The following is a 19,548-nucleotide window of genomic DNA, read 5'->3' as shown; positions in this document are numbered from 1 at the left end:
AATCACATCAGCTAATAGCAACCTTAAAAAAAATTATTGCTACAAAAAATGCTAACCCTGGCTCGCTTTTTTATAGTGAAAAAATACCCCGATATCACTTATAATCCTTTTAAAGACTTATATTTACGAATCGCATGATTCATCAAGTTAATTTGCTCGGCGTGGAATGATGGCGGCATCATGCTATGAATCGTGTAGTCAAGTCCATCGTGCATTACATCAGTCTGTAAAGCAGAGTGATCTAATCCCAAAGTATGTCCGATTTCGTGAGCAATTGTATTCGCAATTAAATTAGACAATCGATTAGCATCAAGACTAGCTCTGTAAGAAGCATTAAATATTTGATCCAGGCGAACGATCGCCCCATTCGTAACCGTTCCCAGCTTGAAACTGGCTATGCCAAGATAATTAACGGGTTCCTGATCGACACATATATAAACGTGAGTAAAATTCGTTACCCACTTGTTCGGATCCGGTGGATCTGAGGTTAAAAATACTTGGACACTTCTAAAAGCACCGAAAACTTTGGAAAAAGCATCCATGATGATATTAGTGATTACTTCTTTATTTTCTGAATTTTCTGATGCTAAACTGATCCCTGATAAATCGGCCCAAATACAATGGCGAAAATCGTCATTTTTTTGCCGCAGAGAAACTCCGCAGTCACCGCAAAACTGCCAATCTTTCTGGATGAGCGATCGACAGTAGGGACAACGAGATTTGGGAGGTCTAGTCAAATCAATGCGTTCCCAAATTGGGACTTTAAGCTTGCGAGTAGGTCTGGTGAAGTTCAGGCGATCGTACAGAGACATTTGCTTGTAACTGTCAATAAGTGTTTAGAAAATGTTTAGATAAAGCAGCGTTCAGAAAATCCGGCGAAATAAAAGTCGATCGAGATTTTCTGACCGACTCCTAAAAATTCCTAAAAATATATTAGCATTCAAGGTTGCATTAGGCGTATGCTTTTATCAGATCGCCTAAGCCGTTTGCTTTAACCCCTGTGCCAATTGCTGCCATTTTCCATTCATTACCGTGTCGGTAGATTTCAGCCATAATCATGCCGGTACTGCCTTTGTATTCAGAACCAGATAAGTTATAACGCGCAATTTCCTGGTTATTAGAAGCATTTACTAAACGCACAAAAGCATTTTTCACCTGTCCAAAATCTTGTTCACGCTTCGTACATTCGTAAATATTGACCGTGAAAACCAACTTGGAAATATTTGGAGGAACCAGGGTTAAATCAACAATGATTTGCTCATCATCCCCATCTCCTTCACCCGTGAGATTATCCCCTAAATGGGTAATTGCTTTGGAACGATGAGATAAATTGCCAAAGTAAATAACATTGGCGATATCGTTGATTTTGCCATTGGCATCCAAACAGATCACTGAGGTATCCAGGTCGTAGTTTTGAGTATTAGCGAACATCCCAAAAACCCCTCCTCCAGAACTTGTGGCTACATCCCATCCAAGTCCGCATAAGATTTTTTTCAAACCGGGTGACTCTTTGGAAAGGGAAATCCGCTGTCCTTTTTGCAGGTTAATTCCCATTTTATTCTATGTCCTATTTATTGGGTCCTATTTATTGGCAGCGCTCCATATAGACCGCTGGGTTTTGTCAAGTAAGGGGCGATGCTAATTGCTATAGCGATCGAGCAAAGCTTTTAAGCCGCCTTGATAGCCAGAACCAACGGCGTTTAGTCGCCACTCCCCATCTTTACGGTAAAGTTCTGCCATCACTAAGGCTGTTTCCACAGAGTAGTCTTCCGTCAAGTCATAGCGGATGGCTTCTTGCTTGGTTTGGGCATCGACTATCCGCACAAAAGCATTTTCAACTTGACCAAAGTTTTGCCGTCGTTCTTCGGCTTCGTAGATGGTTACGGCAACGATAATTTTTTGAACATTTGCCGGTACTTTTTTCAGATTAACTTTGATAACTTCATCATCTCCTTCTCCTACACCAGTCAGATTATCTCCTGTATTTTGAACTGACTTATCCGGATCCGGACTGGTGAGGTTATTGTAAAAAATAAAGTGGTTGTCGGAAATTAATTTTTCATCAGCACCTAGTAGAAATACAGAGGCATCCAGATCAAAATCATGGCCGGTGTCCGTAGATTTAACATCCCATCCAAGACCAATAAATGCTTCGGAAAGTCCTGGAGCTACCTTGTCCAGGGATACTCGTTGTCCTTTTTTCAGTGAAACTGCCATAATGAAGTTTTTTCCTGGGTTTTAGTTGAAATTTATCATCTATTCTATACCGACATTTAAGATTGAATCTTAGGATTTACAAAAAATAACGATAGGCCGCGATCGCACTGGGTCGGTCTCTAGGGAACGAGAAGGGTCTAAGAAACCGGGTTTCTCTACCAGATTTGGATGAGGATGCAAAGGTCACGGCAGAAACTCTGTTTCTGGGTGGTTTCTGGGTTGGTCGGTGGGAGGCGACGGGGATGTGGGGGTGTGATAAAATATCTAAACCGGATCAATTGAGGGAAATTACCGATGCAAATTACAATCGACCTACCGCCAGACCTCGAACAAGACCTCATCCGTCAAGCGACACAATCTAATATTCCCCTGCCAACATTGATTCTGCAAGTTTTACGCCATCAAATGCAACCGCCATCGACTTCAGTTTCCCAATGGTCAGAGACGATTTTGTCTTATCAAGGAGTCTCTGATTTCCCCGCTTTCGAGTCCTATCGGGATGAATTCCCCCTCGCGAACAGGAACTATTTTAATGCAAAAAAAAACCTACAGTTTTAGATCGCAATAAAAGCGGTTCAAAATAGCATGGGCGGCTATAAAAAATTAACGTTTCCAGAGTTTCACTTTCAGACCAGAACGCGGGTGAAGGGTCGGAATGGGATCCATTGTTAAGTCTTGGTTTGGCAACAATTCCCAATGATAATTTTGCAGTAAACGGGCGGCAAATATTTTCATTTCCATCTGGGCAAAAGCCATGCCCAAACAAATTCTTGGGCCACCACCAAAACCGACTAAACTATACTCAACTTTTTTGTTCTCGTTCCTTTCTGGACTAAAGCGATCGGGATCGAATTTCTCTGGATGAGAATAAATGTTACTATCTTGATGTGCTCCTTTCATATGATACAGAACTTTCCAGCCTGCGGGTACATGATAGCCTTGAAATTTAAAAGGCTTCACCACCCCGCGAAAGCCTCCCCCCACTGGGGGATAAAGTCGTTCAATTTCTTTGAGGATTTGACCCAGATAGGGCATTTGTTTGAGATGTTCAAATGTTAGGGTTTCCGAGGATATGGCCTCTTGTTCTGCCCGCGCTTTTTGCCAAACATCTGGATATTGTGCCAGACTCATGGCTAGAGAAATTAACATAGAAGTGGTGGTTTCGTGACCGGCAAATAACATTAACAAAGCTTGGACTTTAATTTCCGCTTCTGACAGCGCATTGCCCTCTTCATCTCGACTTTGTAATAATAATCCTAATGCATCATTCCGGGGATTTTCCAGACGATCTTGGATGGCGGTTTCAATATGAGCTAAAAGTTGATCTCTGGCTTTCAGGGCTTTAGGATAGGTTGCCCAAGGGAGAGGAATGGGAAAGGCAAATAAACCCTGGGTGAGTTGGGTAAAAAGCTTTGATAAGCGTTCAGTTTCCTGACCGGGTTCACTTCCGAGTAATAATATACTGGCGATCGCAAATGTCATCTGTTTCATTAAAGGAAACCAGGTGAATTCTCCTAATTCTGACCATTTTTCCAGGGAGCGATCGCAAATCTCCACCATTGTCTGAAAATAATTTTGTAATGCCGGCCCATGAAATGCGGGCATCAGTAATTTGCGATTCCTGCGGTGTTCTTCTCCCTCCTGCAAAAACAGAGATTCTCCTAACAATTCGCCAAAATTGGGCGGCCAACCTTCCCGCCAAGAAAAATAGTCAAAATGGCTAGAAAGAATAAATTGATTCGCGTCTGTCCCGGACATCACCACCGTAGGCTGCCCCAAAATATTGGTGCGGAAAATATTGCCATATTTTTTTATCCGCTTATCGGCAAAATTTTTATCAAACACAAAGGAAAGGGTTTCCCCAATCAAAGGCAAACCGGAACTGCCGGGAGGTAAAGGTAAATCTTTTCTCATAGTCCTTGCTCAAAATAAAGGTTTTTTGATTATTCATATTTTCAACCTATTAGTTATATTATACAGCACTTTTCGATATTATGAGGTACGTTTTAGCCCCCCACCACCCCGTCGCCTTTGAAGGGGAGGTGGGGGCTTTCGTAGCTTTCGGATCCCGCCATCGGCTTTCTTTGTCCCCCCCTTTTTCAGGGGGGCTAGGGGGGATCCCCCGCCCGCGCGGGGGCTGGCTTAATGTACCTTATTACATCGCCAAGGGCTGTAAATATCTATCTTAAATATCAATACCTTCGCCAAAATCATGCATTGCCTTGAAAAGTAGGTTGGTTCTTTGGCTGTTACCCAACGCAGGATAGAGAATATAAAATAAAGGTTCTTAGGATTTTCGTATAAGGGTGAAAATTGAAATCTCCACTCTGAAATTTTTCCTAAGAACCTCTTTCCTAAGAACCTCTTTCCTCCGTTGGGTTTCCCCTCGCTCAACCCAACCCCCACATTCGCGGGGGCAGGCTCTACATGAAAATGGCGAAGGTATTGGAATATAAATAATAGTTTTTGAATAACAAGATTAATTTTCTCGATTAATATATACAAAAAAAATTTTTTTGTCAATAGTTTAACTATTAACAGTTTCGTGAATTATAAAAGAAATCTGATTTTTATATAATTTTCATTTATTTTAAAATTGGTGTACCAATCATGGCAATGGATCGCCATCAAATTGGATTGCATCCGCACGCAGATTAAAATATACTGAATTTAGAAGCAATAAGTATAACTTTTGCCAGAGAAAAATCAGGGGCATCGCAACTTAAGTTATCAAACTCCAACAATTTGGGACTAGGAGAGAAACCATGATCGAGGAAAGTAAAAGTGCCAGTGAATTGATCAAATTTTATACGAGCGGCCAGCGCAATTTTCGCAATGCCAATTTAAGTGGCTTGGAACTGAAACGAGCACAATTACCAGAAATCGACCTCCAGGGTGCCTATATGCGTTGGATAGATTTCCAAGGTGCGAACTTAAAATTGGCGAATCTTCCTTGGGCAGACTTGCAAAAAGCAAATTTGTCTGATGCAACCCTACAACGGGCAACGCTGAAAGAAGCTAATCTGCGAAAAGCAAATTTGCAATGGGCTGATTTACAAGAGGCACAACTTCAGGGGGCAAATTTGTTTCAATGTCGGTTAATGTGTGCCAACTTTCGGGGAGCTAGTCTGCGTTTGGCGAATTTAGAAGCGGCAGATTTGGACAAGGCTGAATTGTCCGGAGTGGACTTGCGGGTTGCCAATTTGATTCAAGCACAGTTACGCAATGCTGACCTTAAACAGGGAAAACTACAAGGAGCTAACCTGTCAAAAGCTAACTTGACTGGAGCCAATTTAGAAGGGGTGAATCTTCAAGGGGCTAATCTGCGGGGGGCTAATCTTTTTGGTGCGAATCTGCAAAATGCTAACCTACAACAGGCGAATCTGGAAGAGGCGGATTTGACGGAAGCCAAGCTGTTTGCGGCAAATCTTCAAGGGGCAAATCTGCAAAAAACCAGATTACCTTCTCTGGAAAATATGCAAGGGGCTTCTCTCAAGGGAGCACAATTGCTGGGGACTCTATTGCCCAAAGGAAAAGTATTAGATCCCGCAATTCTTGAGGATGGTTTTGTGTTGGATTCGGTTAAGGGGGTGAAAAGTTTGCCAAGTTTGCCACAAGCTCCAGAGATTGAATCACCAATTTTATTGTCTTTGCTGCCAGATAGACTACCAGATAGTCAAGCAGCGATTAGCCCCGATCTATCGACAGGGGTGACGGAACAAATGTTAGATCCGCTGTTAGATCCGCCTTTGATTTCCTTGAGGGAAGAAAGCAATGGCAAGATGGATTCTGGTTTTCCCTTGACGGTCAGTGAGTTGTCCGGGAAATCGGAAGCCCCGGTTGCAGAGGTTTCTGTGCCAAGTCCTGAGCCGAAATCTTTGGATCTACCGTTAAAGTCTGTCAGTAGGAGTCCGAGTAAAGCGCATCTGAGTCAAAAGGATCTGAATCGGAGTCATCATTATCGAACGAGAGGGAATGCTGAACCGGAAGAATTTTTGGAGTTGATTAAACAGCGAATGGGTGAGAATGGGTATTTTACCTCTGTGAGTTTGGCGATCGCCAAGCGAAGAGGCCCTTCTACACTTCGACAACAATTGCTAGAAGCTTATCAGGGACGTTGTTCGATGACTGATTGCGATGTCGAACCGATTTTAGAAGTGGCGTTTTTGCAACCTAATCAACCCACCCAAAGTAGCGATCCTTCTTATGGTTTACTGCTGCGGGCGGATGTTCATACTCTATTTGATCTGCATTTGATTGTAGTTGAGCCAGAAACTTTCCAGATTATGGTGGCGCCAAATTTACGAGATACGATCTATGGATCGCTTCATCAACAGCCACTACGTTTAACGACTATGGAAAAGTTTAAACCAAATCAAGAATTGCTCAAATTGCGATTACAGTGGTCGAGTTGGTTTGATGGCTGATCCAGACCCATAAGCGATCGCCCGCCCATGATTTCATATCATTAGCAATTCATCATTAGCAATTCATCATTAGCAATTCATCATTGGCAATTCATCATTAGCAATTCATCAGGAATAATTTATAGGCGATCCCCTCTTGATAACCTTCCAGAAGGGATCGCCTATAAATTATTCCTGATGATTACTGATGTTTTCATGTTTTACTTGAGAGATTTTGCCGCCACGGGAGTCGAATCTAGGTCTAGTCTTTAGGGAGATAGTCGTCTGAGATCCGGCTCGATTTCCTGGTGGTCATCCCACAAAAAAATCAATTACTAACAATCTTTTTTTTCTTACGGTTCCGCTTGAACCACTGAAGGGATCGAATAGGCACTTTGGGGCGAAATTTGCGCTCCTTGAAGTTGCACATACCGCATATCCGCATTCTCTAACTTGGCATTGGTCAAATCAGACCAATTCAAGTTGGCTCCCATGAGGTTGGCATTGGTTAAATCCGCATCCCGTAGGTTAACTCCAGCCATTTCCATACCAAACGGAGTACCCTCTCTGAGGCTGACTTCCCTCAAGCTGAAGATTGACTGAGATGCCAGACGAAGATTGGCTCCCACTAAATCGGCACTTTCTAGATTCGCCCCAACCAGATTCGCCGAGGTCAGGTTGGCATAATTCAAGCGAGTAATTACCAACCCGGCTAAAGTTAAATTCGCGGCAATTAAATTAGCCCGTTCCATGTTTGCACCATGCAGTTTAGCGGCAATCAGGCTGGCTCGGATTAATTTCGCGTCGGTCAAATTGGCTCGGATTAAATTCGCTTGATTCAGGTTTGCGCCTTCTAGGTTTGTGCCACTGAGATTGGCTTCTTCCAAGTTGGCGCCTTGTAAATCCACCCCGGCTAAATTTGCCCCGCTTAAATCACATCTGCTACATTGCTTGGTTTCTAGTAATTGTTGCAGATCTGCGGGATTTTCGGCTTTAGCCGGAGTCCCTACAGAGATTGTGCCGATTAGTACCGCGATCGCCCAGTTCCCAAACTTCATACTCACTCCCACTCTCAACTCCTAATATTATTACTTTAAAACATTTTTTGCATTACCGGAGGCGATCAATCTCTTCAGATCAAGATTCTGGTAATCTATCAATAGTTTTTTGTTGATGTTTCTGGACAATGTGATCTAGGTCAATTTCCTCTGTGCTGTTCATCACTGAGATAATTGACTTAATCTCTTGTTATGCTCTCATTGTATAAAAAACTGGGTTATTATTGTATAAATTTTTGCAACAAATTTTCTAGATTTCATCAAGGGTCAGATCGAGCGACCTGGTTAAGACCGGAACAATTCAGCGGCGGCCTGGATGATTGACCCCCGTGGTCAGGGGAATCAACCCAGTGCCAAGGTCTTTCCCGGTAATGGGCGATCGCCCATGGGCTAAAATCAGCCCACCGATTACCATTTGCTTGGATTTGAGAAAAAGGGAACAAAAAAACCCTCCATACCAATTGGGTTGGAGGGAAACTTGCTCGTGTTTGAGCCAAAATCTCTTCAATAATGATGTTACAGGCTAGAATTCATCAAAGACTCAAAAGTGTACTTTAAACCCTGAATATCACCAACTCGTGCCACCAAAAGGTTTTCAGCCCCAGCATCGTGTAACCGTTCAGTCCAATACTCAATACTTTCGCCGTTTTTCATCCAGAAATTAATCACCGTATCCAACACTTTATCTCTTTGCCAGTTTTTATACAATGAAACGCTTTCCACCGAGGAGAGGAAACTATCCAGGGTGCAGGTATAGCTACCTAAATATTCCAAATCGAGATGAGCAGTTTTTTCCTTAATTTTTTCCTGTTGTGTGAAAAAATCTAATAGAGGAGAAACTCCTAAAATGTCGAATGTATATGATGACATAGCGACCTCGCCAAGCTATTTATTATTTTTGATTTATATTTATGTGATAGCACTTTTTCACCCAGAGAGTGTGACAGAATTTACATCTTGGCCAAAGGTGAAGAAGTTGCTGGTACAGCCCGGTCGATATCCTTTGCCCGCTTTCACTCCAGCATATTTCCTTGACGATCCTTCTTTACCATTTGAGGCGATCAACTTGGTAAACTTCATAAAATTTAACAGTTTTTTTAGGCTCTTTGCCTTTGTTTAGGGTCAAAGGAGTAGGCGATCAAGTTACGCTGATGGCATCACCCCAACCCCTCAACCCCAACCCCTCAACCCCAAAGCCTCAACCCCAAAGCCTCAACCCTAAAGCCTCAACCCCAACCCCTCAACCCCAAAGCCTCAACCCCAAAGCCTTAAACCCAAAGCCTTAAACCCAACCCCTCAACCCCAAACTCATCGTGGTTACATATCTTGGTTACATATCGTGGTTACATATCGTGGTTACATAATGTGAGATGATAGAGTGACATTGTTGGCATCACCGAAATGCCAAACCTCTTGGAGCCAAATTTGTAGATACATTAGCTAATGGATTTGTTTATGGAAGCAGGCGTTCGTGTTCGTGTTCAAGAATCTGTGATTGTTTACCATCATCCTGAATCTCGGAATCAAGCCTTTGACCTCAAGGGTTTGGAAGGAGAAGTGGTGGCTTTGGTAAACGACTGGCAAGGCAAACCCATCAGCGCCAACTTGCCAGTACAAGTCCAATTTGACAAAAAGTTCAAAGCTCATTTTCGGGAAGAAGAACTCGAAATATTGTCATAATTAACGGACAGCCAAACACCAAATACCAAATAGGGGCGATTGAGTGAGTTCGCCCCCTGGCAATTTGCGGGCCCAGACTGTTGCTAAACTTTTCAGGATTTTTGCCGCATGAACCAACCGAATAAGTTCAAATCCCCCCGCATTTTCTGCAATTCTTGACGATGGAATTCGGCAGTATCCTCATACCATTGGCAATAGCTTTCAAACTCTTGTCTATATTTCACTTCCTGGTAAAATTGCTGAGTAACTTGGTAAGTTTCTAAAATTTCCAGTTCCGGTTGTATGTAAGGAATCAGTTGGGAAAAATTGTTAGGTAGCATAATTTTTTAACAAAGGTAGTTTGATTTTATTTTTAAAGCCAGGGATAGTTGAGATTTATCCATCAGGGCGGTCTATAGCAATATTTTCATTTTTTTCATTTTTTTCATTTTTTTCGTTTTCTTCATTTTCTTCATTTTACTCATTTTATTCATTTTATTCATTTTATTCATTTTACTTTTTCTTTTCTTTCTCTTCTTTCCTTTGTCGAATGGCGATCGCGGTCATTCCAGGCAATCGATCAATCAATTCTCCCGCCCCCGGTTCAAGAGAATGCTTTTGTTTTTTGCCAACAGATGGAACCGAGTATGTTATAATGGAAAGTTTCTCTAAAATAAAAAAAACACAGCATGACTCAGACTACTCGCAATGAAGCAGAAGTTCGCGCCCAAAAAGTGGAACAACTGCGATCGCAAGGGATAGAACCTTATCCTAGCCAATCTTACCAGCGCACTCACACCACAGAGCAAGTGCGCCAGCATTTCGCCCAACCGGGAAAAGAACTAGAAAATGGTCAAGCGGATCCGGAAGGCTTAAACATTCGCTTATCCGGTCGGATTACCTCTTTTCGCAGTAGTGGCAGCATTTGCTTTATTGACCTGACGGATATTAGTGGGAAACTTCAACTAAAAATCGAGAAAAAACTGGTTAAAGAAGATTCTGGTTTAAGCTTCAAACAGATTCAAAAACTATTAGATGAAGGGGACTTTATTGGGGCAGAAGGGATTGCTTGTCGGACGAATCGGGGTGAACTTTCTCTCCAGGTAGATAGCATCACATTGATCTCAAAAGCTACCATTCCTTTTCCTGATTTATATTATGGTGTTGGCGACCCAGAAATCTGCCGCCGCAATCGGGAAATGGATATGGCCGGAAATCCCCAATCTTTGCAACGGTATATGATGCGGAGTCGGATTATTCAGAGTATTAGAAATTATCTGAATCAGCAACAATTTTATGAAATTGAAACTCCAGTGTTGCAAGCAATTTATGGAGGGGCTGCGGCTAGACCGTTTATCACCCATCATAATGCTTTAGATGTGGATTTGTTTTTACGGATTGCTCCAGAATTATTCTTAAAACGGGCTATTTGTGGCGGTTTTGAGCGGGTTTATGAGTTAGGTCGGGTATTTAGAAACGAAGGGATTGATAGCACCCATAACCCAGAATTTACTTCCCTGGAAGTTTATCAGGCTTATGCGGATTATTTTGATATTATGGGGACGATTGAAGATGTGATTACCTATACGGTACAGCAAGTTTTGGGCGATCGCACCGCAGTGGAATATCAAGGTCAAACCATTAATCTCGATCGCCCATACGACTATAGTGCCAAATATCCCAATTTGACCGGCAAACATTGGCAAATTAAAACAATGGTGGAAGCGGTCAAAGACCAAACTGGTCTAGATTTTGATTGTTTAGAATTAGAGGATGCGATCGCCAAAGCGGAAAGCCTGGGAATCCACTTATCAGGACTAGAAAAACAGAGTTTAGGCTATGTTCTCTATGGGGTCTTTGATAAATTAGTGGAATCCACCTTAATTGAACCCACCTTTATCATTGATTTCCCCATTGAAATTAGCCCACTGGCGAAATCTCATCGCAGCAAACCGGGATTTGTGGAACGGTTTGAACTGTTTATTAATGGCACAGAATTTGCTAACGGCTTTTCTGAGTTGAATGACCCCCAAGAACAGCGCAAACGGTTTGAACAACAACGGCAACAAAGAGAAGCGGGGGATGATGAAGCGCATCCAATGGATGAAGATTTTATCCAAGCTTTATCATTAGGAATGCCCAATTGTGCGGGCTGGGGAATTGGTATTGACCGGGTGATTATGTTACTCACGAATACCCTGAGTATTCGCGATGCGATTATGTTCCCAACTATGCGACCGATTAAAGAAAGTAAAGAAAATCAATAGTAGATTAATTAGGGTGGGCAAAATCCCACCCTATCCGCTGTAACAGAATTAACGATTAACTGATTATACTGATTATGAAGAATCCAGCGTTGATTTTAGCTTCAACTTCTCCCGCTCGCTTAATGTTATTAAAACAAGCGGGATTTGAACCAATTGTTTGTCGGAGTAATTTTGATGAGTCACAAGTTCAGATTGATGAACCCAGTGAATTAGTTGAGACTTTAGCCCGCTGTAAGGCAGAAGTGGTCGCCCAAGAATTTACCCCGCACGATCCGAACCATTCCCCGATGTTAGTATTAGGATGTGATTCAGTGTTGGTATTAGATGGGGAAATTCATGGGAAACCAGAAACTCCCGAAGTGGCGATCGCTCGTTGGCAAAAAATGCGGAGTTCTGTGGGCGAACTTTACACAGGTCATGCACTGATAGATTTAACTAAAGGCAATACTTTAGTTCGTTGCCAAGTGACCAAAGTTTATTTTGCCCCCATGAGCGATCGACAAATTGTTTCTTATGTGGCAACGGGAGAACCCCTAAACTGTGCCGGTTGTTTTGCTATTGATGGTCAAGGGGGACTGTTTGTGGAAAAACTTGAGGGCTGTCATACTAACGTGATTGGGTTAAGTTTACCGTTGCTGCGGCAGATGATTACTGATTTAGGTTATGATGTGACTGACTTCTGGTTAAAAAAATAATTTAAATTGGAGCAGATTTTTTATGACCATAACTGCGCCGACTTTAACCCCGACTGTACCCGGAAGAGTAGTCCTCAATCAGATTAGCTGGCATACCTATGAACAACTGTTAGCGGAAATGGAAGATAATCGGACGATTCGCTTATGCTATGACCGAGGATTACTAGAAATTATGACGCCGCTGTTAGACCACGAAAACCCAAAAGAAATTTTAACGGCTTTGGTGGGGGTATTAGCCGAAGAGTTAAATATAGAAATAATGCGAGCGGGTTCGACAACTTTGAAGCGCCCAGATTTAGCAAAAGGGGCTGAACCGGATTCAAGTTTTTATATTCAAAATGAACGATTGGTTAAGGGAAAATCCCGAATTGATTTAACTACCGATCCGCCCCCGGATTTGGTAATTGAAATTTATGTTTCCAGTAGTTCTGTGGATCGAGAAGGGATTTATGCGGCAATGGGGGTGCCAGAAATTTGGCGCTGCGATCGCGGGGTGGTCAAGTTCTTACAGTTAGAAGCAGGAAAATATATCATGGTGGAGCGATCGCTTGCTTTTCCCCTGTTATCGGTGACAGAACTAACGAAATTTTTCAGCCAAAGCCAAACTTTAGGAGAAACAACTTTATTGCGTTCTTTTCGGGCTTGGGTGAGACAAGTTTTAGCGGAAAGCAACAGCGAAACCAGCAATTAGATGGCAATATCTATTACATATATTATATTACATAATATGACATAGTATTTGTAGGTTGGGTTGAGCGAAGCAAAACCCAACAGAGATGCCTAGGAAATAGATGCTGATGAAAGAGTGAAAAGTGGAGATTTCAATTTTTCCTCTCCTACGAACCTCTATTCTCTATTGTCTCTTCTCTATTCTCTCTCCTCCGTTGGGTTTCGTGCCTCAACCCAACCTACGGACTGACTTTTGGTTAAAAAAATAATTTAAATTGAAGCAGATTTTTTATGACCATAACTGCACCGACTTTAACTCCGACTGCGATCGGTAGAGTTGTCCTCCATCATATTAGCTGGCATACCTATGAACAACTGTTAGCGGAAATGGGAGATAATCGGACTGTTCGCTTATGCTATGACCGAGAATTATTAGAAATTATGACGCCGCTGTTAGACCACGAAAACCCAAAACGAATTTTAGAAAAATTTGTTGATGCTTTAGCAGAAGAAGGAAATATAGAAATTTTAAGTGTCGGTTCGACAACTTTGAAGCGCCCAGATTTAGCAAAAGGGGCTGAACCGGATTCAAGTTTTTATATTCAAAATGAACGATTGGTTAAGGGAAAATCCCGGATTGATTTAACTACCGATCCGCCCCCGGATTTGGTAATTGAAATTGATGTTTCCAGTAGTTCTGTGGATCGAGAAGGGATTTATGCGGCAATGGGGGTGCCAGAAATTTGGCGATGCGATCGCGGGGTGGTCAAGTTCTTACAGTTAGAAGCGGGAAAATATATCATGGTGGAGCGATCGCTTGCTTTTCCCCTGTTATCGGTGACAGAACTAACGAAATTTTTCAGCCAAAGCCAAACTTTAGGAGAAACAACTTTATTGCGTTCTTTTCGGGCTTGGGTGAGACAAGTTTTAGCCGAAACCAGATGCGAAACCAACAGGTAAACCAGCGATAAATAGGTAAAACTTATGAATTTTTTGATACATTTTTTTCAATTAACTTAATAATTTCTGCTGGTTTAAATGGCTTAGTCAAATAAAATTTGACCCCCAACTTTTTCGCGGTTTTCACATAAATTTCCTTGGCCTGCGAAGTTAACATCCCTACAGGCAAATCTGACCATTGAGATGCCCGAATTTTCTGCAAAAATCCCAACCCATCCAGATGCGGCATTTCCAAATCGGAAATCACTAAATCAAATTCACCCTGGGCTTCTGCTACCTTAGCAAAACCCGCTGCACCATCACTCGCTTCTTCCACCAAAAAACCGGCTTGAGACAAAGTTTGTTGCAACAAACAACGCACGGTGCGCGAATCATCGACAATTAAAATTCGCCCTGATGGATGATGTGCGATCGCGCCGTTTTTTGGCTCTATTTGATCTAGATTTTTTGGGCTTATATTTTCTGGGCTTATATTTTCTGGGCTTATATTTTCTGGGCTTATATTTTCTGGGGTGATTTTTGACGAATTGTTATGGGACAAATTTTTGATTAAACTGACAAAATGATCCGGTGAAAGCACCGGAACAATCTGACGATTTCCTAGGACGGTACACCCGGCGACATAAGGCGGAACTGGAACCCGGTAATCTAAGGGCTTTAGAACTAATCGCCGTTCACCTAATAAAGCATCAACAACTAAAATAATGGGATTTTCTTTGACTTTAACCACCAATCCTAAACTCCCTAAACTACCTAAATTAGATGCTTCTGAGGAATTGGCCGATCGCTCACTGGGACAGCATGACCGAACAGGCAACAATTCATTTAAATGAAATACTGGAATAAATTGATTTTGCCACTGAATATTTGACTGATTTTCTGCCGCATTGTTGACCCGATTGCCTGTAACTTCGGCTAAACTATCGGCTAAACGGATCGTCTCCAAAACGTTAGCCGCAGGTATGGCAAAAGTTTGCCCTTGACAGCGAAAAATATGCATGGGTAAAATACTCAGGGTTAAAGGAATAGTTATAGTAAATTGGGTGCCGATTCCTAATGTGGTCTTTACCGCGAGCGAACCGCCTAATTTCGCCACTTCTTGCACCACAATATCTAATCCCACACCCCGACCGGAAATATCTGTCAACCGCTCCGCTGTGGAAAACCCAGGAGTAAACAAAAATTTCAAAATTTCATCCGCTGACCAGGTTTTTTGGTCTGGAGAAATCAGTCCTTTTTCCAAGGCTTTTTGGTAAATTTTTTCTGGATTAATGCCTCGACCATCATCGGCAATCGAAATCACCACATAAGTGCCGTTAGAGACCGCAGACAAATGAATAGTTGCCTGATTAGATTTGCCGTGGTTAGATCGTTCTCCGGGCAATTCAATGCCGTGGTCAAAGGCATTGCGTAATAAGTGAGTTAAGGGGGTTTGTAATTGTTCTACAATCCAGCGATCGATTAAAACATCTTGCCCAGAAACTACTAAATTAACAGATTTTTGGTACTGTTTTTTTAAGTCTTCAATTAACACAAAAAAGCGTTCGGTCATTTCCCGAAAAGGCACCATTCGCGCTGCGGTTAAATCCCGGTACAACTGTTCTAAGGATGAGCGCATATTTGCCAGGGTGTTCCGCAGGTTACGCGCCCCCAAAACCATGTCAATCCGATTTTGATCGAATCGCTGATTAATTTGAAAAACAGTTTTTAGCAAGTCGGTAGCTTCTGGGGATGATTTTAGATTATGTGCGGCGGTGCCATTTGCACTTTTGGGTAATAAATTTTGGCCGAGAATGGCATCTTTTAATTGTTGTTCGCATTGTTCTAGTTGTTCATAATTAATCAGCAGTTCGCCTACGGTATTGGTCATCCGGTCAATGCGGGATAAGGAAACTCGCAGATTAATATTTTCTGGCGATCGCGCCTTCTCTGGTTGACGAATCAAATACTTTAGAAATCGCTGGGGCACCGGGGAAGATAGTGGTGGCGGTTCTGGCAAATCAGAATCTAAATCAGAATCTAAATCAGAAAATTCTTCTGGAGATTGCCACTCGGTTTCCGCACTGACCGCAGAATTTTCCTCCTCGTCTGAGTTCAATGATTCGGTTTCCGAACCATAAAGGGTTTGATTTCTTTGCTGCCGAATTTGGGCGATCGCCTCTGTCACCTGTTGCAAAGAAATATCAGTATTTTGTGACGATTGTTCAAGCTGAGAACCGATTTCACTTAACCAATTCACCCCTAATGCGTCTCCGAGCAATGTGCATTCTTCAGCAAAAGTCGCGATCGCTTCTCTGGTAGCCTCTTTGGTAGCCTCTGTAGAAATACTGTCACTGGCTTGATTTTCCCTCAAGCTAGATTCAATTCTTTGCAAACAATCTTCTAAATCCACTTCCAGAGAAGTTTTAATAAAACTACTCACTTGGGGATGACGATCTAAAGGAGTTACATTCTCCAAATCCGCCAATTCCTCAGACTTAGCACAACCCTGAGAAGCTAAAAACTGATCGATCGCATCACACAGCAGATCGGCCATTTGTGGGGCAGTTTCATTGGGTAATTCTGGCTGATTTAGGGCTTCAAATAGTAACGCACTCACTCGATCCAGACTCATCAACAATAATTGATACGCGGAAGTGGTGCGATCGGCTCCACCAGATGTGACTTCAGATTTAACGGAAGTGCGATTGCTTGAAACTTGTTCATGCAAGCTAACCCGCTTTTCTTGGATAGCAATCAGTAAATCTTCTAACTTATGAGACAACTGAGAAAGGGCTGGCATTTCCGCTAAACTTGCGCCTCCTTTCAGGGAATGCGCCACCCGAATTAATTTTTGATATTGCTCATCCAGATTAATCGTCCCTTTGGGATTGCCTAACTGAGCAATCCCTTGCTCTAAAATCACCAAATAATCTGGCGCTTCTTCGTATAAAAAACAATTGCGCGATTCTTGGGCGATCGCCTCTAAATCGAGTGGTGCCAGCAAACCATTCATCCCCTTTACTATGCCTCAAGTGTCAATTAATCGGCTATCAGCTATTCGTCATTAGCTATTCGCCATCAGCTATTACCAGTAGGGGTGATTCGCTTTATCAACCCTACTGACTGCCGACTTTTCAGAAATTCCCTGCCCTTAAAGTTCCCGGATCCCTAAAAGCCGATCCCTAATCGCTAATCGCTGATAGCTGATAGCCTCTTTGATATTCTAAAGCAGAGAATAAACTATTCATATTTAAAATTGCCACAGTTGTGGAGTTTGTGGTCGCTGAAGTGGAGAAAATTTCCGTTAAACCGCTGAAATAAGCACCGAGTAAGGAGGTAAACTGACTAGGCAAGGGTCTGAACTTGGCGGGATTTAAGGAGACGATGCCGTGTAGTTCCGAGAAAACCCAGATTAATGGTTGCGAGTTAATTGGTTTCTGGGACTGGGAACGAGGCAATGCGATCGCCACCCCGGTTAATTGATTGGTTAATTGATTGGTTGATTGATTGGTTGATTGATTGGTTGATTTATTGGTTAATTGATTGGTTAATTGATTGGCTGATTTATTTTCTATCGGATAATTTTCATCGAGCAAAGGGGCAGAGGCTAAACCGAGTACATGAGTCAAGTATTCCCCTAAGTCAATCACCCAAACTAACTGTCCTTGGTAATCAATCACTCCCAAAATCCCATCGGTGACACCGGGAATGGGACAAATTTCATGGCAATTCAAGGCGATCGCTTCCACCACCCAATCCGCAGGCACTACCAAGCGCACAGAATTTTTTACCTGAAAGCCTAAGTAATCTTTCACTTTATCCGCATCTATCCCATTTACGCTGCCGATCTTCTCCAAGATATCAAAAAAATACCAAAATATATAAGGTATATCAGAAGTATATCAGCGATATATCAGAGATATATGAGCGATCGGCGTTTAGGTAAATGCGATCCAAATGCGAGCGTGTTCTCAGAATTCTCTGGAAAGCCATCGACGAGTCAAAAACCAGTCAAAACTGATATAGTCTAGGAAGATGAATGGTGAAAAATTAGGCCATTTGTAGCATCGCGTTTTCTTGAGCCAAAGATTTTTTTGGCTGGGTCACGGTTTGCGCTGATTGCAGATTTTTTTCAATGGTACTGAGCAGCATCAGGGGTGGGACAGGCTTAGTAATATAGTCATTTGCCCCCACCATTTGCGATCGCATCTTATCAATTAAACCATCCCGCCCAGTCAACATCACAATCGGCAGGGTATGGAATTGCTTAGACTGACGCAGCATCCGCGATAATTCATAGCCATTAATCTCTGGCATATTGATATCCATCAGCACCAAAGCTGGCTTATATCTCACCATTGTACTCAGAGCTTTTGCCGGTTCGGTAATACTCAGCACCCGATACCCACTGGCTTCTAAAACCATTTTCACATTGCGTTGCACGGTTTTACTATCATCAATGCAAGCAATAATTGGTTTTTCCTGGGTTTTGGGTGAGTAATAAGGCTGAATTTCTATAACTCCAGCCCGGACTAAGGGTTGTAATAAAGCCGCTAATCCTAAAGCATCCGCTTTTAAATATTTGGCGGCTTCATACAAAGAAGGATTTTGACTCAAAACTTGGCACAAAGCTTTGATAAAATCGATATCTCTGACTTTTTCCCACAACAGCTTGGGCAGTTCTTTGATATTTTTAATCATCACCCGTTGAAACGGTGAAGTAATTTCTGGTTGCAATTTTTGCCATTGACCGATCACCCCGCGCATGGGCCATACCAATTCTTTCAGGGAAACCGATAACAATATCGGATCTAACCCTACGGTTTTTTCAAATTGAACCACGCCTTTGGGCAAAGCCAGCAATTGAATTAACGCATCCTGGGTTAACCAGAATAGCAATTTTCTAACTTGTTGAACTGACAAATTACCGGATTTCCAGTAGTGGCAAATTTGCTGATAGTCGGACTTAAATTCCTTACCATTAAATTCTAATTCCGGGTAATACCATTGTAGGAAGTATTCCAAACGTTCTTTTTGCCCCATTGCACTGGTTGCAAAATGAATTTGTCCATTGCCTACATACACGCGCCAAAAAATTGACTCATCGTTTGGGTCGCTGATGGTTAATTTGCCAGTAATTTTTTTTGTGACAATATTTTGCAGAATTTGCCCTGGAGAGATTAAATTTTTTTGTGCTTGATTTGATTTCGCAGATTCTATCGCTTGAGTCTTAATTGAAGTAGCTTGTGTCATGGTTGCAATTTACCCCCGAATTGATTCTGAATGTAAGTTCAATAAATTATTTATCTTTTGTTTATAGAAAATTCTAATTTAGAGACTTTACTAGATTTTTATGTTGACATTTTTCTATTCACGATAGTAATCGTGAAATTGAAATTTCACATCAGTGGTAACCAGGATTTTTTTCTCCGTGTATTTACGGATATTACACTTAAGTAAATAGACGGACATATGAGTAAGCAAAAATACTCGTACACATCCGGGGGAAATAACGCCCAATTACCACCCGGTGAGGGTTGTTGATATTTTCTTTCCGATCGACCACAGACAAAAGATGTATGTAGGGGCGATTCGCCCCTACATCGCCACTACATCGCCCCTACATCGCCCCTAC

General features: G+C 42.2%; 18 protein-coding genes. 7 read left to right on the top strand and 11 right to left on the bottom strand.

Features of this window, described 5'->3' with window-relative positions:
* Positions 1 to 98: 98 nt before the first annotated feature.
* The 3 genes from ABWT76_RS01145 to ABWT76_RS01135 form a co-directional block, all read right to left on the bottom strand.
* The gene (locus tag ABWT76_RS01145; RefSeq protein WP_354635503.1) at positions 99 to 812 is read right to left on the bottom strand and encodes a matrixin family metalloprotease; all 714 of its coding nucleotides are present in this window, start codon (positions 810 to 812) and stop codon (positions 99 to 101) included.
* Between the two features lie 139 nt (positions 813 to 951).
* Complete coding sequence (locus ABWT76_RS01140; RefSeq protein WP_354635502.1) at positions 952 to 1,554, bottom strand: TerD family protein; 603 nt, start codon at positions 1,552 to 1,554, stop codon at positions 952 to 954.
* Between the two features lie 84 nt (positions 1,555 to 1,638).
* Complete coding sequence (locus ABWT76_RS01135; protein WP_354635501.1) at positions 1,639 to 2,217, bottom strand: TerD family protein; 579 nt, start codon at positions 2,215 to 2,217, stop codon at positions 1,639 to 1,641.
* A gap of 294 nt (positions 2,218 to 2,511) precedes the next feature.
* On the opposite strand from ABWT76_RS01135, the gene ABWT76_RS01130 reads away from it, so the two are divergent.
* Positions 2,512 to 2,775 (top strand): hypothetical protein, encoded by a 264-nt coding sequence (locus ABWT76_RS01130; protein WP_231636645.1) that lies wholly within the window; start codon positions 2,512 to 2,514, stop codon positions 2,773 to 2,775.
* A 45-nt stretch (positions 2,776 to 2,820) separates the two neighbouring features.
* On the opposite strand, the gene ABWT76_RS01125 is transcribed toward ABWT76_RS01130, so the two are convergent.
* On the bottom strand, positions 2,821 to 4,131 hold the full coding sequence (locus tag ABWT76_RS01125) for a cytochrome P450 (protein ID WP_354635500.1): 1,311 nt from the start codon (positions 4,129 to 4,131) through the stop codon (positions 2,821 to 2,823).
* 851 nt (positions 4,132 to 4,982) lie between these two features.
* Between ABWT76_RS01125 and ABWT76_RS01120 the strand changes: the two genes are divergently transcribed.
* A complete protein-coding gene (locus tag ABWT76_RS01120) occupies positions 4,983 to 6,644 on the top strand; it encodes a pentapeptide repeat-containing protein (RefSeq protein ID WP_054465184.1) in 1,662 nt (553 codons plus the stop codon).
* A 332-nt stretch (positions 6,645 to 6,976) separates the two neighbouring features.
* Here ABWT76_RS01120 and ABWT76_RS01115 read toward each other — a convergent pair whose 3' ends face one another.
* From ABWT76_RS01115 to ABWT76_RS01105, 3 genes are all read right to left on the bottom strand, one after another.
* Positions 6,977 to 7,681: a pentapeptide repeat-containing protein gene (locus ABWT76_RS01115; RefSeq protein ID WP_054465185.1), complete on the bottom strand. Its 705-nt coding sequence runs from the start codon at positions 7,679 to 7,681 to the stop codon at positions 6,977 to 6,979.
* 516 nt (positions 7,682 to 8,197) lie between these two features.
* The gene (locus ABWT76_RS01110; protein ID WP_054465187.1) at positions 8,198 to 8,551 is read right to left on the bottom strand and encodes a hypothetical protein; all 354 of its coding nucleotides are present in this window, start codon (positions 8,549 to 8,551) and stop codon (positions 8,198 to 8,200) included.
* Positions 8,552 to 8,608: 57 nt separating this feature from the next.
* Positions 8,609 to 8,761 carry a hypothetical protein gene (locus tag ABWT76_RS01105; protein WP_156331565.1) on the bottom strand — a complete coding sequence of 51 codons (153 nt, stop codon included), beginning with the start codon at positions 8,759 to 8,761 and terminating at the stop codon, positions 8,609 to 8,611.
* A gap of 375 nt (positions 8,762 to 9,136) precedes the next feature.
* Here ABWT76_RS01105 and ABWT76_RS01100 point away from each other — a divergent pair, with 375 nt between their 5' ends.
* Positions 9,137 to 9,361 carry a ferredoxin-thioredoxin reductase variable chain gene (locus tag ABWT76_RS01100; protein WP_082348764.1) on the top strand — a complete coding sequence of 75 codons (225 nt, stop codon included), beginning with the start codon at positions 9,137 to 9,139 and terminating at the stop codon, positions 9,359 to 9,361.
* A gap of 92 nt (positions 9,362 to 9,453) precedes the next feature.
* On the opposite strand, the gene ABWT76_RS01095 is transcribed toward ABWT76_RS01100, so the two are convergent.
* Positions 9,454 to 9,681, bottom strand: a complete 228-nt coding sequence (locus ABWT76_RS01095; protein WP_054465190.1) for a hypothetical protein — start codon at positions 9,679 to 9,681, stop codon at positions 9,454 to 9,456.
* A 348-nt stretch (positions 9,682 to 10,029) separates the two neighbouring features.
* Here ABWT76_RS01095 and lysS point away from each other — a divergent pair, with 348 nt between their 5' ends.
* The 4 genes from lysS (at position 10,030) to ABWT76_RS01075 (ending at position 13,931) form a co-directional block, all read left to right on the top strand.
* Complete coding sequence (gene lysS, locus ABWT76_RS01090) at positions 10,030 to 11,607, top strand: lysine--tRNA ligase (protein WP_054465191.1); 1,578 nt, start codon at positions 10,030 to 10,032, stop codon at positions 11,605 to 11,607.
* 74 nt (positions 11,608 to 11,681) lie between these two features.
* Entirely contained in the window at positions 11,682 to 12,302 is a 621-nt protein-coding gene (locus ABWT76_RS01085) for a nucleoside triphosphate pyrophosphatase (protein WP_054465192.1), read from the top strand.
* A 22-nt stretch (positions 12,303 to 12,324) separates the two neighbouring features.
* The gene (locus ABWT76_RS01080) at positions 12,325 to 12,993 is read left to right on the top strand and encodes a Uma2 family endonuclease (protein ID WP_354635499.1); all 669 of its coding nucleotides are present in this window, start codon (positions 12,325 to 12,327) and stop codon (positions 12,991 to 12,993) included.
* A 269-nt stretch (positions 12,994 to 13,262) separates the two neighbouring features.
* Positions 13,263 to 13,931, top strand: a complete 669-nt coding sequence (locus ABWT76_RS01075) for a Uma2 family endonuclease (protein WP_054465194.1) — start codon at positions 13,263 to 13,265, stop codon at positions 13,929 to 13,931.
* Positions 13,932 to 13,953: 22 nt separating this feature from the next.
* Here ABWT76_RS01075 and ABWT76_RS01070 read toward each other — a convergent pair whose 3' ends face one another.
* The 3 genes from ABWT76_RS01070 to ABWT76_RS01060 form a co-directional block, all read right to left on the bottom strand.
* Positions 13,954 to 16,917 (bottom strand): hybrid sensor histidine kinase/response regulator, encoded by a 2,964-nt coding sequence (locus ABWT76_RS01070; protein ID WP_354635498.1) that lies wholly within the window; start codon positions 16,915 to 16,917, stop codon positions 13,954 to 13,956.
* 178 nt (positions 16,918 to 17,095) lie between these two features.
* Positions 17,096 to 17,728 carry a chemotaxis protein CheW gene (locus ABWT76_RS01065; protein ID WP_054465196.1) on the bottom strand — a complete coding sequence of 211 codons (633 nt, stop codon included), beginning with the start codon at positions 17,726 to 17,728 and terminating at the stop codon, positions 17,096 to 17,098.
* A 235-nt stretch (positions 17,729 to 17,963) separates the two neighbouring features.
* Positions 17,964 to 19,166 carry a response regulator gene (locus ABWT76_RS01060; protein WP_156331566.1) on the bottom strand — a complete coding sequence of 401 codons (1,203 nt, stop codon included), beginning with the start codon at positions 19,164 to 19,166 and terminating at the stop codon, positions 17,964 to 17,966.
* Positions 19,167 to 19,548: the final 382 nt, after the last annotated feature.

The sequence above is a fragment of the Planktothricoides raciborskii GIHE-MW2 genome (assembly GCF_040564635.1).
GTDB classification, from domain to species: Bacteria; Cyanobacteriota; Cyanobacteriia; order Cyanobacteriales; family Laspinemataceae; genus Planktothricoides; species Planktothricoides raciborskii.
Note: the sequence above shows the minus strand (reverse complement) of the source record. Positions and strands in the feature narration are given on the sequence as shown.

What these genes read in the sequence shown, in the direction of transcription:
- ABWT76_RS01145 (WP_354635503.1), bottom strand. Translation starts at nt 812, where the DNA reads ATGTCTCTGTACGATCGCCTGAACTTCACCAGACCTACTCGCAAGCTT.
- ABWT76_RS01140 (WP_354635502.1), bottom strand. Translation starts at nt 1,554, where the DNA reads ATGGGAATTAACCTGCAAAAAGGACAGCGGATTTCCCTTTCCAAAGAG.
- ABWT76_RS01135 (WP_354635501.1), bottom strand. Translation starts at nt 2,217, where the DNA reads ATGGCAGTTTCACTGAAAAAAGGACAACGAGTATCCCTGGACAAGGTA.
- ABWT76_RS01130 (WP_231636645.1), top strand. Translation starts at nt 2,512, where the DNA reads ATGCAAATTACAATCGACCTACCGCCAGACCTCGAACAAGACCTCATC.
- ABWT76_RS01125 (WP_354635500.1), bottom strand. Translation starts at nt 4,131, where the DNA reads ATGAGAAAAGATTTACCTTTACCTCCCGGCAGTTCCGGTTTGCCTTTG.
- ABWT76_RS01120 (WP_054465184.1), top strand. Translation starts at nt 4,983, where the DNA reads ATGATCGAGGAAAGTAAAAGTGCCAGTGAATTGATCAAATTTTATACG.
- ABWT76_RS01115 (WP_054465185.1), bottom strand. Translation starts at nt 7,681, where the DNA reads ATGAAGTTTGGGAACTGGGCGATCGCGGTACTAATCGGCACAATCTCT.
- ABWT76_RS01110 (WP_054465187.1), bottom strand. Translation starts at nt 8,551, where the DNA reads ATGTCATCATATACATTCGACATTTTAGGAGTTTCTCCTCTATTAGAT.
- ABWT76_RS01105 (WP_156331565.1), bottom strand. Translation starts at nt 8,761, where the DNA reads ATGAAGTTTACCAAGTTGATCGCCTCAAATGGTAAAGAAGGATCGTCA.
- ABWT76_RS01100 (WP_082348764.1), top strand. Translation starts at nt 9,137, where the DNA reads ATGGAAGCAGGCGTTCGTGTTCGTGTTCAAGAATCTGTGATTGTTTAC.
- ABWT76_RS01095 (WP_054465190.1), bottom strand. Translation starts at nt 9,681, where the DNA reads ATGCTACCTAACAATTTTTCCCAACTGATTCCTTACATACAACCGGAA.
- lysS (WP_054465191.1), top strand. Translation starts at nt 10,030, where the DNA reads ATGACTCAGACTACTCGCAATGAAGCAGAAGTTCGCGCCCAAAAAGTG.
- ABWT76_RS01085 (WP_054465192.1), top strand. Translation starts at nt 11,682, where the DNA reads ATGAAGAATCCAGCGTTGATTTTAGCTTCAACTTCTCCCGCTCGCTTA.
- ABWT76_RS01080 (WP_354635499.1), top strand. Translation starts at nt 12,325, where the DNA reads ATGACCATAACTGCGCCGACTTTAACCCCGACTGTACCCGGAAGAGTA.
- ABWT76_RS01075 (WP_054465194.1), top strand. Translation starts at nt 13,263, where the DNA reads ATGACCATAACTGCACCGACTTTAACTCCGACTGCGATCGGTAGAGTT.
- ABWT76_RS01060 (WP_156331566.1), bottom strand. Translation starts at nt 19,166, where the DNA reads ATGACACAAGCTACTTCAATTAAGACTCAAGCGATAGAATCTGCGAAA.